The organism is Vibrio sp. SG41-7 (assembly GCF_014164465.1).
In the GTDB taxonomy this organism is placed as follows: Bacteria; Pseudomonadota; Gammaproteobacteria; order Enterobacterales; family Vibrionaceae; genus Vibrio; species Vibrio splendidus.
Genome location: NZ_JACJFF010000253.1, coordinates 1 through 2239 on the forward strand (window position 1 = coordinate 1; position 2239 = coordinate 2239).

A 2239-nucleotide genomic window follows, 5' to 3' on the forward strand; every position below is an offset into this window, starting at 1 on the left:
AGTCTGGCGCACACCTCATCATAGAGCTGAGACTAATGGCAGTCTCTAATAGACTCTGAATATATTAGCGCAAATCAGCTCGTTGTTTTTAACTCTACTTGCAATAACGGGACGTACCATATATTTGGGGCAGCTCTAGTAACGCAGATGGTTCTGGTGTTGCCAAGGTATATGTTGTCGCTAAAGGCAGTCAAATTCATGGGCAAGACGATATTGAAACATTTCACGAGGATGTCACGTTTGATTTATTTCGTTCATGCTCTTTGAGTAGAGAGGACTTTTCAGGACTACATGAAGATTGCTCATTTTTTCCTTCGTTTGCTACAAAATCCTCGGTGACCTTGATTGCACCACAAGATGAAAACTACGAAATGTTGAAAGGGCTGCTACTTTATAAACTGAGTGCTTTGACCGCGATACCGGTTCCTTTCAAAGTTGATGATTTAATCTCTTTCTCAGTGTTAACAAAATTGACTGAAAGGCCAGAAGATAAGGTAGAAAAAAAGGGTAAAGCAGACAAGGTCAATAATAACCTTAAAGCCACGCATTCAAGTGCGAGGAGTGGCAAAACCAACAAAGACAAATGGCAGACGCCTCCAGAGGTTTTTGCTCAGTTGGATAAACGGTATGGATTCACTTTAGATGCTGCAGCAGAGCCTGAAACGGCGCTTTGTTTGAGTTATTTTACAGAAGAAGATGACGCATTGGTGCAAGATTGGAGTGGTCATGTTGTGTTCTGTCACCCACCATACTCTAAGCTGAAAGCATTTGCCAAGAAGGCCTATGAAGAGTCACTTAAGGGCACCAAAGTGGTTATGTTAGTACCAGCAAGTACGGGCAGTGATGAATTCCATGATTATTTCTCAAAAGGAGCGATTCGCTTTATTGGAGGGCGCTTGAAGTTTCTTCAACATGGACAAGAACAAGGTGCGGCTAACTTTCCTAGTATGGTGTGCATTCTGGGTCCAGGTATTGAAAGTAAGTGGGAGTATGTTGACAAAGATGATTTGTTACAAGAGCGGTAAAGTAATAATTGCCCAAGGATGGGCAATTGATATCCAAAGGTTAGACTGTTAATTTACGGTGGATTTTTATGTTCATTCGTATTGTAAATGAATATTTCATCTTGTACTGTGCTATTTGAGGTGCGTGTTAAATCACTAGGAAAGATAGTCATATTTTTAAAAATGCAATGAGAAAACCAGCTTTACTTGGACTAGTTGTTTTTTAGTTTCTTACTCGTGGGCTGTGATAATATATCTGTGAGCCTTGAAGGTGCTTGATTTTAGCAAAATGAGGATCATGCTCGGTGATATGGAAATAACTCTATCTAATGAACAAAGCTGACGCTGATTAACCAACACGGTACGACTAGTGATGGACGAGTTCGTTAGCGTATCAAAGCTGTTATTCATGCCAGTAACGGATGGAGTCCTGAAGAAATTGCCTATGCACTGCTTATCCATGAAACAACGGTTAAACAGCATCTCAAAGATTACTCACTATCGAAGAAGTTCAAGCATGAGAACGGTGACTCAACAAGCTACCTAGCTATCTCAGCAGTAAATCCAAAGCTTGATTGCATACCTAACAGAGCGCACCTATCATGATACGTATGAGATTATTGTTCATGTATTAACTGCTTATTGGGTGCTGTTCTATATTGGGTGTGTTTCTGCACATTTCACCAGTTTGGTTCGGCGACAAGCAGTCAGGTTCGACCGATATAAACAATGCTCTGTAAATTTCGATTACAGATAAAATACCAAGGGAAATAGAGATGAAAAGAATAATGTTATTTTTAACAGCTAGCTCAATATCTTGCGGTGTTCTAGCTGAAGGAAAAGAAGATGTAACAGATCATTATTGGTCTATTGGTAAGTCAAAAGTTACAGCTGAAGCTTCAGGTTATGATGTTGATATGGATGGATTAGGAGTTAATTTGGTCGTATTCTCGAAATACTCAAAGGTAGGGTATGGTGCTTCTTTCGATTATGCACATGAAGATAATTCAACACCTTCTAATCATTATGAGGAATCAGCATGGAGCTTTAGTTTTATACTAGGGTTAAGGCCCGTTGATTGGCTCGTTATTAAACCAATGATAGGTCTTACCATATTCGAAGCTGAGTTAAATTATAATCATTCAGAAAATGGGCTTATGTATGGCATAGGTACCACAGCAGAAATACCAAGCACTAATATATTCCTAGATGCATCATACAAAGTACATGACGTG

The 2239-nt window shown here is 39.5% G+C and carries 2 protein-coding genes; both read left to right on the forward strand.

The window, feature by feature from the left end:
- Positions 1-335 precede the first annotated feature (335 nt).
- Entirely contained in the window at positions 336-1025 is a 690-nt protein-coding gene (locus H5300_RS26360) for a DNA N-6-adenine-methyltransferase (RefSeq protein ID WP_310736198.1), read from the forward strand.
- A 755-nt stretch (positions 1026-1780) separates the two neighbouring features.
- A partial coding sequence (locus H5300_RS26365; protein WP_182797325.1) for an outer membrane beta-barrel protein occupies positions 1781-2239 on the forward strand: 459 nt, incomplete at its 3' end.